General features: G+C 41.5%; 14 protein-coding genes and 1 other RNA gene. 11 read left to right on the top strand and 4 right to left on the bottom strand.

The window, feature by feature from the left end; translation table 11 throughout:
• Positions 1–187: 187 nt before the first annotated feature.
• Genes ACOQON_RS03410 through ACOQON_RS03400 form a run of 3 tightly spaced genes read left to right on the top strand, consistent with a single transcriptional unit; the run spans position 188 to position 3,132 of the window.
• A complete protein-coding gene (locus tag ACOQON_RS03410; RefSeq protein ID WP_420577518.1) occupies positions 188–676 on the top strand; it encodes a nucleotidyltransferase in 489 nt (162 codons plus the stop codon).
• 18 nt (positions 677–694) lie between these two features.
• Positions 695–1,333: an O-methyltransferase gene (locus ACOQON_RS03405; protein WP_420577517.1), complete on the top strand. Its 639-nt coding sequence runs from the start codon at positions 695–697 to the stop codon at positions 1,331–1,333.
• On the top strand, positions 1,330–3,132 hold the full coding sequence (locus tag ACOQON_RS03400; protein ID WP_420577516.1) for a LysM peptidoglycan-binding domain-containing protein: 1,803 nt from the start codon (positions 1,330–1,332) through the stop codon (positions 3,130–3,132). Before ACOQON_RS03405 ends, ACOQON_RS03400 begins: the two co-directional genes overlap by 4 nt.
• A gap of 50 nt (positions 3,133–3,182) precedes the next feature.
• On the opposite strand, the gene ACOQON_RS03395 is transcribed toward ACOQON_RS03400, so the two are convergent.
• From ACOQON_RS03395 to dnaX, 3 genes are all read right to left on the bottom strand, one after another.
• Complete coding sequence (locus ACOQON_RS03395; protein ID WP_420577515.1) at positions 3,183–4,385, bottom strand: hypothetical protein; 1,203 nt, start codon at positions 4,383–4,385, stop codon at positions 3,183–3,185.
• A gap of 127 nt (positions 4,386–4,512) precedes the next feature.
• On the bottom strand, positions 4,513–4,776 hold the full coding sequence (locus tag ACOQON_RS03390; RefSeq protein WP_420577514.1) for a hypothetical protein: 264 nt from the start codon (positions 4,774–4,776) through the stop codon (positions 4,513–4,515).
• A 377-nt stretch (positions 4,777–5,153) separates the two neighbouring features.
• Positions 5,154–6,269: a DNA polymerase III subunit gamma/tau gene (dnaX, locus tag ACOQON_RS03385; RefSeq protein ID WP_420577513.1), complete on the bottom strand. Its 1,116-nt coding sequence runs from the start codon at positions 6,267–6,269 to the stop codon at positions 5,154–5,156.
• An 87-nt stretch (positions 6,270–6,356) separates the two neighbouring features.
• Here dnaX and ACOQON_RS03380 point away from each other — a divergent pair, with 87 nt between their 5' ends.
• The 4 genes from ACOQON_RS03380 to ACOQON_RS03365 all read left to right on the top strand — a co-directional run bounded on the left by ACOQON_RS03380 (position 6,357) and on the right by ACOQON_RS03365 (position 9,949).
• Positions 6,357–6,863: a hypothetical protein gene (locus tag ACOQON_RS03380; protein ID WP_420577512.1), complete on the top strand. Its 507-nt coding sequence runs from the start codon at positions 6,357–6,359 to the stop codon at positions 6,861–6,863.
• A gap of 122 nt (positions 6,864–6,985) precedes the next feature.
• The gene (locus tag ACOQON_RS03375) at positions 6,986–7,939 is read left to right on the top strand and encodes a potassium channel family protein (RefSeq protein WP_420577511.1); all 954 of its coding nucleotides are present in this window, start codon (positions 6,986–6,988) and stop codon (positions 7,937–7,939) included.
• A 114-nt stretch (positions 7,940–8,053) separates the two neighbouring features.
• Positions 8,054–8,454: a transfer-messenger RNA gene (ssrA, locus tag ACOQON_RS03370) on the top strand.
• A 256-nt stretch (positions 8,455–8,710) separates the two neighbouring features.
• A complete protein-coding gene (locus tag ACOQON_RS03365) occupies positions 8,711–9,949 on the top strand; it encodes a site-specific integrase (RefSeq protein ID WP_420577510.1) in 1,239 nt (412 codons plus the stop codon).
• Here the strand turns inward: ACOQON_RS03365 and ACOQON_RS03360 are convergent.
• The gene (locus ACOQON_RS03360; RefSeq protein ID WP_420577509.1) at positions 9,939–10,154 is read right to left on the bottom strand and encodes a hypothetical protein; all 216 of its coding nucleotides are present in this window, start codon (positions 10,152–10,154) and stop codon (positions 9,939–9,941) included. The genes ACOQON_RS03365 and ACOQON_RS03360 overlap by 11 nt on opposite strands.
• A gap of 124 nt (positions 10,155–10,278) precedes the next feature.
• Between ACOQON_RS03360 and ACOQON_RS03355 the strand changes: the two genes are divergently transcribed.
• From ACOQON_RS03355 to ACOQON_RS03340, 4 genes are all read left to right on the top strand, one after another.
• Positions 10,279–11,034: a hypothetical protein gene (locus ACOQON_RS03355; RefSeq protein ID WP_420577508.1), complete on the top strand. Its 756-nt coding sequence runs from the start codon at positions 10,279–10,281 to the stop codon at positions 11,032–11,034.
• Complete coding sequence (locus ACOQON_RS03350; protein WP_420577507.1) at positions 11,024–11,647, top strand: DUF5675 family protein; 624 nt, start codon at positions 11,024–11,026, stop codon at positions 11,645–11,647. The genes ACOQON_RS03355 and ACOQON_RS03350 overlap by 11 nt, the downstream gene beginning before the upstream one ends.
• A complete protein-coding gene (locus ACOQON_RS03345; RefSeq protein WP_420577506.1) occupies positions 11,640–11,840 on the top strand; it encodes a hypothetical protein in 201 nt (66 codons plus the stop codon). Before ACOQON_RS03350 ends, ACOQON_RS03345 begins: the two co-directional genes overlap by 8 nt.
• 193 nt (positions 11,841–12,033) lie before the next feature.
• Positions 12,034–12,462 carry a hypothetical protein gene (locus ACOQON_RS03340; RefSeq protein ID WP_420577505.1) on the top strand — a complete coding sequence of 143 codons (429 nt, stop codon included), beginning with the start codon at positions 12,034–12,036 and terminating at the stop codon, positions 12,460–12,462.
• Positions 12,463–12,678: the final 216 nt, after the last annotated feature.

The following is a 12,678-nucleotide window of genomic DNA, read 5'->3' as shown; positions in this document are numbered from 1 at the left end:
AGACACGATCTATTTCGTATGTAGATTCAAATGAAGACCCGATTGAATTAGAAGTCCAAGCGGCGTTAAAACGACCCTTGGCTGACAATTTAAGCGAGTATTTTAAAGCGATAGCAGCGCAATGCGCAATGATGGGTGTAGATATTAAGAATCAACCAAATTCAAGGAAAATTTATTTCATTGAAAAATGAGTGAAAACAATCAGTTTCCTACTCATTATAAGGATTTCCTCAACTCCTTGAATAAGCATCAAGTTGAATACTTGCTTATTGGAGGGTATGCCATGGGTGCTTACGGTCATATTCGTGGAACAAACGATTTGGACATTTTTATTCATGCAAGTGATTCCAATGCAAATCGTATGTTAAACGCCTGTGTTGAATATGGAATACCTAGAGAGGAACTGGCAACTGAAATGTTTTTGATTCCAAAAATGATAGGAATTGGTGATCCGCCACTGAGAATTGAAATACTTAAAACTGTTGGGAGCTTTGATTTTGACTATGCCTACAGTCGCAAAGTGACTAGAGGTGTTGACGGTGTAGATATCAATGTTGTTGATATAGATGATCTGATTCTACTGAAAAAACAAGCGATAAAAGAACGATCCAAAGCTAGAGACAAAGAAGATCTTTCTTTTTTAGAAAAACTTAAAAGTAAGCTTTCCAAAAAGTAAATCTTTATCTTTACGTACATGGAATTTTTACCTGAAGATCTTCAAAAGTATGTTGAAGATCACTCTGAGCCTGAATCTGGTTTGCTTCAGCAGATCAACAGGGAAACTCACCTCCATGTTTTAAAACCCCGCATGCTTTCCGGTCACCTCCAAGGACGTGTGTTGTCGATGCTTTCACACATGATCCGGCCAAAGAACATCCTTGAAATTGGTACTTATACCGGGTATGCCGCGTTATGCATGGCTGAAGGATTGCAACCTCAGGGAAAACTCATTACCATTGACAATAACGAAGAGTTATCCGTACGGACAAAAGCATATTTCAACCAATCCGATTGGGCAAACCAAATTGAAATGAAGATTGGAAATGCGATGGAAGTAATCCCAACACTAAAAGAAAGCTGGGATTTGGTTTTTATAGATGCGGACAAGTCTAATTATGGTAATTATTTTGATCTGGTGATTGATCAGGTTGTTACGGGAGGCTTTATCATTGCGGATAATGTACTCTGGAGTGGTAAAGTGTTTGATAAAACCAAGAATGATAAAGACACGGAGGCCATTCGTGACTTCAATAAGAAGGTTCATACGGATTCAAGGGTACAGAACGTTTTGTTTCCCATCCGCGATGGTTTGATGATATTAAGAAAAATATGAAGGGAGTTTCGATTTTCGATTTTCGATTTTTGAGTTGGATAGTGCTATTGGTTATCACATTTAGCAGTATTGCTCAAACGGTACCAAGCGAGATGATACTCGGTGACCTTAGACTTTCCATCAATGAGTCCACCCGCAAACAAATCCAGAAAGATGTGGATCGACTTACTCAGAGTCAGACCTACTTTAATATCCTGGTAGATCGGATGAATCTGTATTTTCCAATCATTGAACGTGAGCATGGAGATTCTAATATTCCTGATGAAATCAAGTTTCTGGCGATACAGGAAAGTGCGTTGATCTCAGATGCTGTGTCTTCGGCCAATGCAGTTGGCTTTTGGCAGTTCAAAGACTTTACCGCACGTGAAGTCGGACTTAGAGTGGATCGTAATGTGGATGAGCGACTAAATATCGTTTCCGCTTCCAGAGGGTCAGCCAAGTATCTTAATAGCCATAATTTTTTTCTTAAAAACTGGGTTTACTCGGTAATGGCCTACAACACCGGTCGTGGGGGCGCTCAAAAATATGTAGATGAATCCAATAAGGATGCCCGACGCATGACCATTAACAACAGCACTCACTGGTATGTGAAGAAATTCATCGCACATGTGGTGGCTTTTTCAGCACACGTGGGCAAACCGCACTCGGAAGGCATCTGGCTGGATGAAATCACAGATGCCGGAGGTAAGAGCCTTTCCCAAATTGCCAAAGAACAAAAGGTAGATTTGGATGAACTGGAGAAATACAATAAATGGCTGAAGCGTGGAGATGTTCCTAATGATAAAACGTATAGCGTTCTTATTCCACGGCAGGGAACACCACCAAAGAGAGCCATTGCACACAATAACACCAAACGCAATAAAATTTCAGAGCCTGAGAAGAAAGTTTATCCAACAGAGCTCAAACCGGGAATAACGGAAGCCAACAAGTCCACAATTATTCCACTAAATGGCATTCCATCCATCCTGGCTAGAGAAAAGGATGATGTCCACAGTCTTTCTGCACGTGCAGGAATTTCAGAAAAACGATTCAGAAAGTACAATGATATGGGTGAGTCGGATACCATTATCCCGAATGAATTTTACTATATCAAAAAGAAGAAGGGAAGGGCAAAAATCGGCTTTCATGTAGCTAAGCGAAATGAATCACTTTGGGAGATATCTCAGCAGTATGGGATTCGACTATCCAAACTTGCTAAGCGAAACCGAATGAGTATCATTGATGAGTTGAAGCCGGGAAGAGTGCTATGGATGGACAAGACTCGGCCATCTGATGAACCGATTGCTTACCATGAGCTAAGCAATCCAGTTATTACTAAACCAGCCGCAAGACCAACAGCTTCAACCAGTGAAGTAGAGAATGAGGTGATCACCAAAGAATCTGTGGAAGAACCAATAGATGAGGAAGTCATTGAAGAAGAAGTCCCTGACATCATCGTGCCGGTGGTTGATACGAAGGAGGAACGACTGAACAAAGTAAAGATTCATACGATTGCAGCTGGTGAAACACTTTGGAGCATCTCCAGACTTTACGAAGTAGAAATGGAGGATTTACTCAGATGGAACCACCTTCCTGACCCAAACGCCATCAGCATCGGTCAGAATATTCAGGTGAAGCCACCGATCGAGGAAGCTTCAGCCGGTAAGAAGATCATCAATCACACAGTACAACCTGGCGAAACGGTTTATGCGATTTCAAGAAAATATAGCATGACTGTGGATGAAGTAGTAGACCTGAATAATCTATCTGGCTTTGACCTGAATGTAGGTCAGGAGTTGAAGGTCTATGATAGCGAATAAAAAAAGCGACCCAAAAGCCGCTTTTTATATCTGGAATTTGATTTCAAAAATTACATACCTGCGTTCGCACCTATATCTCCCTGAGCTACTAGTGTCGCCAAATCTTCAGCACTTTGATGAACATTTATGTACCCATCAAAAGTCACTAAATCTGAGTAAGTGATATCTGTCATATCGTTAAGTGATGTGACATTCGTTTTTGACATACCGCTCGTTCCATTCACACTAGTCAGGGTAATGGCAATATCACCACCTTCAGCCGCTGAATTTAAGTGAATATGCGTGGGATGCGAATCTCCATCTGTTGTTCCTGTCAACTGAATCATTATCAGAGTTTCATCATTAATGCGTTCGCTGAAGGTAACTGTTCCGGAAACACCGGCAACATCCACTTCATTTAAGTCATAAGTTTCAGACATTCCAGTCAGGGCATTTTGACCAATGTCTCCTTGAGCAACAAGAGTAGCCAGATCACTGGCACTAGCATGAACATTAATATAACCATCGTAATCAATTAGATCATCATAACTGATCATGGTACCATCATCCAACATGGAAATATTTGTTCTTGACATTCCAGTTGTTCCATTCACACTTTGTAGAGTGACAGCAATATCACCACCTTCAGCAGCAGTATTCATGTGTATGTGCGCAGGGTGCTCCTCTCCATTTTCTGTATTATCCAGATTCATGGAAAGCAGTGTTTCCCCACTTACTCGTTCCTGTAACATAACCGTTCCTGAAACACCAGCAACATCCACTTCATTTAAATTATAAGACATTGACTCACCAGTAAAAGCGTTTACACCAATATCACCTTGCGCAATTAAGGTTGCAAGCTCGGAAGCGCTTAAGTGAATATTTATGTACCCATCGAATGATATGAGTTCACTATACATGATCTCAGTTCCATCATCCAGCATATTCACGGTAGTTTCACTCATCCCACTTGCGTCCACATGGTTTAACGTAATCGCGATATCTCCTCCTTCCGCAGCTGTGTTTTCATGGATATGAATCGGGTGATCACCAACCAGGAGAGAACTAGTCATATCGATAGTTACCTTGGTGGAACCATCGGAAAGCTCAGCAAATGTGGCTGTTCCCAATGCTCCTCCAGCAGTCAAATCGAATAAATCAAATGAAACCTGAGTCCCCGTCTCCGTAGATATAGATGCACCATCATCATCCCCGCAACTAACCATAATAACTGCGACAATTAGTAATGTGAATATTGATTTTAAATTTTTCATGTTTGTAAGTATTTATTTTTTGATTCTGCTTCACTTACGAACACAAAAGAGTTATTGGATTTATTTAATAAAAAATAAGATTAAAAATAGAGTGATTAATCTAAGCTGAGCAATGTCTACAAAAAGACTAATAATCAAAATCCAGCCCCAGCCGATCTTTTAAGTCCTTGAGATCAGGATTTTGTTTCACCATGTAATCGAAGATATCGGTGCTGGTATAGAGCTTTTTCTCATCTTTGATTTCCTCAATTTGCGTACGAATGACAATGTGATCATTGTGGAGTTCAGAACGCAGGTATTGCACCAGCTCTGTATCAAATTTTTCCAGGAAGCTAACCTCCAATTGACTGCCCAATAGTAGTATGATACTATGGTCTTCACCTTTCTTCATCTGCTTACCCAGGATCAGCTTTTCTGTGTCCCCTGCATCCGCTTTTTGCTCGCCAAAAGCGACCCAGGCCTTCTGTAGCTCTTCATCGGAAAAATCCGTTTCCTTTTTATCTGTTACAGGAGAAACTTCTTCGGCCTCATCCTTCCTTTTCTTCCTCCCGAAAATACTTGGGGTCTCCTTAGGTTTATCCGATTCCGAAGGTTTTACTATTGGGCTAGGTCTGGGAGCACGCTCTATTTCCTGAGAAGCATCCGCAACTGGTGGTTCCTCTGTTGATGGCGGTGGAGTATCGCTATTTGACTCAGGTTCTTCCTTTGCTTGCGGCTTTTCACTTACCTGTCGGGAAGGCTGATTCGATTTTGCTTCTTCAGTTTGGTCTATGCCACTATGTGGCCTTTTTTTTTTGCTCCATTATCAGAGGAGCTAAGAGTGAGTGCATTGGACAAATGAGCCAGCTTCATCAGACAAAGCTCTACATGCAACCGCTGGTTTTTGCTTTGTTTGTAATTGAGTTCAAACTGATTAGAAATATTTAATGCCGAAAGTAGAAATGAGGGACTGCAATTAGCTGCCTGCTCAGCATATTTTGCCTTCAGGTTTTCCGTCACCTCTAGCAAAGTGATTGTTTTTTCGTCTTTTGATACCAGTAGGTTCCGTAGGTGCTGCTGAAAACCATTCAGGAAGTTATTTCCATCAAATCCGTTCCGCAGGATTTCATCAAAAAGCATCAGGGCTCCTGACATATTTTGAGCTAGCAGATCATCCACCAATTTGAAGTAATAGTCATAATCCAGAATGTGCAGATTCTTGATCGTATCCTGATAGGTGATCTTTCCATCAGACGAAAAAGTCGTGATCAAATCGAAGATAGAAAGAGCGTCTCTCAATGCTCCGTCAGCTTTTTGCGCGATCAAATGCAGTGCTTCTTTTTCCGCATCCACTTTTTCACTTGCAGCAATCTTTTCCAGCTGTTTCACGATATCCGTGACCTCAATCCGGTTGAAATCATAGATCTGACATCTGGAAAGGATCGTCGGGATCACTTTATGCTTTTCAGTAGTGGCAAGAATGAAAATGGCATATTCAGGCGGCTCTTCTAATGTCTTCAAAAACGCATTGAATGCCTGTGTAGACAGCATGTGCACCTCATCAATGATGTACACCTTGTATTGTCCTTGCTGCGGTGGATAGCGAACCTGATCAATCAGGTTTCGAATGTCTTCTACTGAGTTATTTGATGCAGCATCCAGCTCGAAAATATTGAAGTTGTTCGTGCTGTCACCGGACTCACTTTCAAAATTGTTGATCGTCTTGGCCAGAATACGAGCACAGGTGGTTTTTCCAACCCCTCGCGGACCACAAAACAATAACGCTTGCCCCAAATGATTGGATTTGATCGCATTCTCCAGCGTGGTGGTTATATGCTCCTGCCCCACTACCTCTTCGAAACCAAGAGGTCTATACTTACGCGCCGATACCACAAAATTCTCCATCAGAACGGCAAGATACTGACATGCACATTTCTGTGGAAATCTAAGTAAGGGTTTTTATCCACGGATAAGTTTAGTAGTCAAAAACAGATGAAAAAGCACCTAATCCTAACCACCACACTTTTCATTATTTGCATATCTGCTTACACGCAGAAGATTACCAAAAAAGAGCTTCTTGGGAGCTACTCACTTAAAAGAATAGATTATATCTATGCAGATACTACCATCGAAGTAAATCCCTCTCAATCAGGTTTTCTTATCCTCTCACCTGAGAGATACGCAATTGCTTACAATCCCGGATTAAAGGCACGGGTAGCATTCAAAAACCTGTCCAATCCAACAGAAGATGAAATACAAGCCGGATTTAAATCATTTGCATTCAACAGCGGCTCCTATGAAGTAAAGAACGGTGACTTTGTCGCTTCTCCTGATTTTGCTAAAGTGCCCGGATTTGAGGGAGGCAAACAAGTTTATGCTATTGAAAAAATCAGTGATCAGTACATATTCACAATGTATGACGAAACCTACCCCTCAGGTGAAAAACCTTCATGGTATGGGAAGTTGAAGATTAAGCTATACTTCGATAGAGAAAAATAAGTTATCGGAGACTGGAACAAACTTCCTCTCTATCCCATCATTTTGTTATCTTCATAAGGTATTTCTTACCGGTTATGAATACCCATTTAAAACGCCTAATTACAGCGGTCATCTTTTTTGTGATGAGTCTCACTGTAGGGATCGTTGGATTCTCCTACATCGAGGACATGAATATCATCGATGCAATCTATATGACCGTCATTACCATCAGCACAGTGGGGTTCACAGAAGTGAAAGAATTGAGTCCTGTAGGACGCATATTTACTTCCGTTTACATTATCTTCAATGTCACGCTGTTTGCTTATATACTAACAGTGGTGACCGTTTATTTCTTTGAGGGAAGATTAAATGAAGTCTTAAAGAAGCTTAGATCAAACATGAAACTCAACAAACTAAAGAACCATGTAATCGTGTGCGGGTATGGACGCAATGGTAAGCGCGCCTGTGAAGAGTTACAGGAGACGAAAACCGAATTTGTGATCATCGACAATGATGAGTCTAAGGCGGATGATTTTCCCAAAGACATGAAATGGTACATAGGTGATGCTACAAAAGATGAACACCTTAAAGCAATTGGTATTGAGCGGGCAAAGGCGATAATCGTTACTACCCCATCCGACTCGATCAATGTCTTCATCACATTAACCGCCAGAAACCTCAACCCGGACATTAAAATCATTGCCCGTACCTCTAGTAACGAAACACAGGATAAACTACATCATGCAGGTGCCGACTATGTGATTATGCCGGATGTACTTGGCGGAATGTACATGGCTCACATCATCACTCGTCCCATTGTCATAGAGTTTCTAAATCTTATTAATGGAGTTTCGGGCATGGATTACCACTTAGAGGAAATTGATTACGAGGATTTGAAAGAAGACTACAGAGACAAAACACTACAGGAGCTTCGCATCACTGACAAAACCGGTGCTGTTGTAATTGGAGTGAAAGACAATAGTAAGGGCATTATTCCCGCTCCTTCTGGCCAAACTGTAATCAGCAAGGAAGACCACCTGATCCTACTTGGCTCCTCTATTTGCATAGAAGAGTTTAAGAAATCCTATACCCGCTAATATTTGAACTAAAATCCTTTTTTGATTGTCATATTACCGCCCGGGGAAGTATTACCTTTGTCTTTGAATTGTTTCTTTGAGATTGGCCATTGGTGTTTGTTCTTTGAAAATAATGGGGTCGACCGGAATCGACAGGAAGTGTAAAGCATATGCTAGCATGCAGGGTGGCGAGTGTACATCCTTGATAAATGCACTCAAAATTGTAATTGGCGAGTCTAACTACGCTATGGCAGCCTAATTAGAACTTAAATGTTTTAATTATACAGGGTTGAGCCACAAGGCTCCCCCTGCCACATCCCACCGACCTCCTTCCTTAGGGTTGGAATTTGGGGTGTCGAACATAAGGAATAGCCAGGAGTAGTGTCGTGGACCTCCGGTGAAATTAAGCGACTGGTATGGTCAGTAGGTTGTTGTTCGCCAGCTGGCTGTACAAGATAAAGCAAGAACGACTAAGCATGTAGAGTGCCTATGGTTTCCTTAGCTGGACGAGGGTTCGAATCCCTCCGACTCCACTTAGTGATGATCAAATCACACCAAAACCCTCCATACGGTATGTATGGAGGGTTTTTTATTTATCATCACTTCAAATAATTCAATCATTATCATAATTTAGGTGCGTGATTCGGTGCGTAATTGTAAAAATTCAATTACGCACCGAATTATTTATAACTAATTGATATACAGTTTATTACATGATAATAAATTACATCAATTTATTCCATTTTAGCTCATTTTTGATTAAATTAAATGAGTATTTAATACAAAACGGTTATGAATCACACCTTTAGCTTACTTTTCTATCTCAAAAAAGACACCCGAAGTTCTTCTAAAAAAGCACCTATACATCTCAGAATCACCGTTAATGGGAAACGTGCTGAGCAATCGGTTAAGCGATCAATTGAACCGGAAAGATGGGATGCAAAGGCTGGACGTGTGAAAGGGAATAAGGAGGATGCCAGGACAATCAATTCGCACCTAGATACGATTCAAGTAAAAATCAACAGGATTCATTCAAAGCTTGAAGATTCGGACTCTGTAATCACCGCTAAAAAGATCAAAGATCTATACAATGACATTGATGAAAAGAAAAAGACCATTCTTGAAGTCTTCAGGTATCATAATGAAATGGTTAAGCAGCAAGTTGGAAAGGACTTTGCGCTCGGAACTTATAAACGATTCGAAACAACCTTAAAGCATGTCGAAGAGTTCATCCAGCATCAATACAAACTCGATGACATGTTTTTGAATGAGATCCGATTTCAGTTTGTAACTGATCTTGAATTCTATCTCAAAACGGTTAAGGAATGCAATCACAATTCCACTCTCAAATACATCCGGAACTTTCGAAAGATCATTAACCTGGCTGTCAAGAACGAATGGATGGATCGAGATCCCTTCATGAAGTATCAAGTGAAGCTAAAAGAAACTAAACGAGGATTTCTTGATAAGGAAGAGCTTGAACGACTCGAGAACAAAGAGCTTGGAGTAGAACGACTTGATCAAGTCCGGGATGTTTTTGTTTTCTGTTGCTATACAGGGCTGTCTTACGCTGATATTGAGAAGCTTTCACCTAAAGACATATCGAAAGGAATTGATGGAGAGCACTGGATATTCACCGAAAGAACCAAAACCGGAACAGACAGCAATATCCCTCTTCTACCCAAGGCATTGGAGATCATTGAGAAATATGAGAATAATCCAGCTGTCTTAAATTCAGATTCAATCCTTCCGATAATCTCTAACCAAAAGATGAATGCATATCTAAAGGAGCTTGCCACGATCTGTGAAATTGATAAACATATCACTTTTCACATGGCCAGGCATACTTTCGCCACTACGGTAACTCTTACCAATGGTGTATCCATCGAAACTGTTAGCTCAATGTTAGGGCACAAGAACATCCGAACTACACAGATCTATGCGAAGGTGGTCCAAAGAAAAGTAAGCGATGACATGCTTAAGCTGAAAGGACTACTCACCGAGCAACCAAAGAAGGCGGTTAATCAATAAACTCTTCCACGAGTTCCTGGTCTATTCCGGTATAAAGCGAAAACTCCTGGACGGTCACCATATGGTGATCGTCTTTTTTTAGATGCTCTTTGATTCGTTGAATCATAAGTCTACCAAAGCGCTCACTTTTTCCTGTAATGCGCTGGATATCCTTCGGGTAAATTATAATTCGTTTTAGCCTCATTTCGTCTTTCTCATACTCCATCTATGCTTTATCCATACGGCATCTATGGCAAATCCCTGCAAATGCTACCGTTATCGGAAACGCATAATTGTGGAGCATTTCTAAATATGCTTCATTTCAGCCATAAACCAAATTTTAAGTACTTATGGCAAGACAAAAAGGAATCATTAAACTGAAAGGAACCATCGGGGATGTGTCCTTTTACAAATCAAAAGATGGCTATTTAGCCAGGGAAAAAGGAGGCGTTGACGGTGATCGAATAAGGAACGATCCAGCGTTCCAGAGAACCCGTGAAAACGGATCTGAATTCGGTCGTGCCGGCAAAGCCGGGAGGATCCTCCGGAATGCTTTTCGATTGATGCTTCAGAACGCGTCTGATAGCAAGGTGGCTAGCCGCCTCACTCGGGAAATGCTGAAGGTTGTACAATCTGATGCGGCGAATGCTCGAGGAGAAAGAACGGTGCAGGATGGAGATTTGGATCTATTGGTAGGTTTCGATTTCAACAATGATGGAAAGTTGAGTGCTACCATGTACACTCCTTTTTCATCTGTGATTGATCGAGGAGCTGGTACGCTGACCGTAACTATCCCGGATTTCATCCCAAGCAATACGATCGCCTTTCCACAGGGAGCAACTCACATGAAGATTGTAGCCGGTGCTGCAATTGTGAATTTCGAAACCGAGGAGATCGAGTTCAACCGAGCTGAAAGTGCAGAGATCGTATTGGGTCCACAGAACGAAGCAACATTTGATTTGGTGGCAAATGTGACAGCTGGATCCCCGGATGATTTGTTCCTGGTGCTTGGATTGGAATTCATGCAGGAAGTGAACGGTACTATGTATCCGTTGAAAAATGGAGTTTACAATCCACTCACATTAATTGAGGTCGATGAGGCTTAAGCTCCTTCGAACCTATCACTCAAATGGGACTAATGGGAAGCTCTACCATGGTGAGCAGCTGGTCTGCTTCACCATCGAGCTTCCCTGGCTCCATAATCGGAGAAACGTTTCATGCATTCCGGAAGGAACCTACGAGGTAAGCAAGCGCTACACCAAGACCAGAGGAACTCATTTGATTCTCGAGAATGTGGAAGGAAGATCAGGCATCCTGATTCATCCCGCAAACAATGCCTTGAAGGAACTGAAAGGATGCATTGCACCGGTAAGCAGCTTAGATGCTCCGGGAATTGGCTCTTCTTCTAAGAAGGCCACTGAGAAACTTCAAAACCTCCTCTTTGAAGTTCTGAATCTAGACGAGGAGGTATTCATAACCATTCAAAATCAAATCGATATGAACGTAGTTGATAGAGTGAAAGCACCCACTCCAAAATTCTTTAAGGTGCTAAGAACAATTGGGCTGAGTATTGCTGCAGCTGGTGGTGCCATTCTGGCTTCTCCCATTGCTTTACCGGCAGGGATTGTTGCAGTCGGTGGTTACCTGGTTGCAGGTGGAACTGTATTAGGTGCTGTTAGTCAAACAGCTGTCAAGGATCAATGTGAGAAAGATGAGTGATCATCAAATAGCATCAGGAACGAAAGCCGGAACAGTTGGAGGCACGTTGTTAAGCGTAGCAATCAATCTTGATTCATCTGATATTCTTCGAACAATCATTCTTGCAACTGTAGGAGCTATTGTGAGCTTTAGTATATCTGTGTTGCTAAAATGGATGGTGAAAGCTTTCAAGCGGAAACGAGACCCCAGCTAATACAACCCCAAAAGAAAAAAGAGAAAAAAGAAAGCAATCAAAGAAGTGGCGTGGGTAAAAAGCAAGGCTTTGGATCAGCGAGGGATCATGAGGCCTTGCTTTTTAATTGGTGCGGCTGGAGGTGGGGAGCCACTTAACTTTGATTGGTTTTTTGAACTACATTCGTTAATCTCATGACTTCTCAAAATCTTAAATGAAGACTATACAGGAATTAAAGGCAAAGTATACTGAAGATGAATTATCCTCATTTCCCGGAGACAAGAAACTTCGATATGAGATCTTCTCTCCTCTATTCGAGAATCTATATGAGGAAAAGGTGATTTACTATGAGAAAATTATTGGTATTGTAAGAATTGAAGATTTAACAATGACACCTGATTCATTTCAAGCCAAAGCCATTCCTCACCAATGTATTGAAAGAAATAAAGGATTAGACGATTTATTTGATCAACTTGAGACCTGGACTTTTGGATCTAGTTGGGATCACATAAGACTAATAGATCATTCACTAAATTCAATCTATGCAGGTTGGACTGTATGGACTGATCCTGAGTTGGTAAAAGTGATAGAAAAGCTATGTCGAAATAAAGATTATAAAGAAGCTCTAAGCTACTTTTTCTAATTGAGAACGAACAAGGTAAAACAGCCTTGAGCTAGCGTTGGAAAAGTGGCAAGTTGCGAAGGAGAAGGGGGGGGGGCTTGCCACTGCGCCGCGAGCCGTTTGCGAGTGCGAAGGAAGCCTGCCAGGAAAAGGCTGAAGAATGAGGCCGACTGGTGGTGTGGATCAGCTTTGGATTGTGGGTTGGATGTGGGGCTGATCCTATCTGACTGAGCCCGC

This window comes from Ekhidna sp., assembly GCF_965221965.1.
Taxonomy (GTDB): Bacteria; Bacteroidota; Bacteroidia; order Cytophagales; family Cyclobacteriaceae; genus Ekhidna.
Note: the sequence above shows the minus strand (reverse complement) of the source record. Positions and strands in the feature narration are given on the sequence as shown.